The organism is Bacteroides mediterraneensis (assembly GCF_016900355.1).
Classification (GTDB): Bacteria; Bacteroidota; Bacteroidia; order Bacteroidales; family Bacteroidaceae; genus Phocaeicola.
This window is the reverse complement of sequence record NZ_JACJKA010000102.1, coordinates 1-255: the sequence shown is the minus strand read 5'-3', so window position 1 is coordinate 255 and position 255 is coordinate 1. Positions and strand designations below refer to the sequence as shown.

General features: G+C 53.3%; 1 rRNA gene. It reads left to right on the top strand.

Features of this window, described 5'->3' with window-relative positions:
- Positions 1-255 (top strand): 23S ribosomal RNA (locus H6A28_RS15030); the annotation flags it as partial.

Genomic DNA, 255 nt, shown 5'->3' with positions numbered 1-255 from the left:
AACATCTTAGTACCTGCAGGAAAAGAAAATAACAATGATTCCCCCAGTAGTGGCGAGCGAACGGGGAAGAGCCCAAACCTCAGATGTTACGGCATCTGGGGGGTTGTAGGACCGCGACATCGCAAGAAATCTCGTGAATGGAAGCATCTGGAAAGTTGCACCACAGACGGTGAGAGTCCGGTACATGAAGCGAGACGAAGCGTAGCGGTATCCTGAGTATCGCGGGACACGAGGAATCCTGCGTGAATCCGCCGG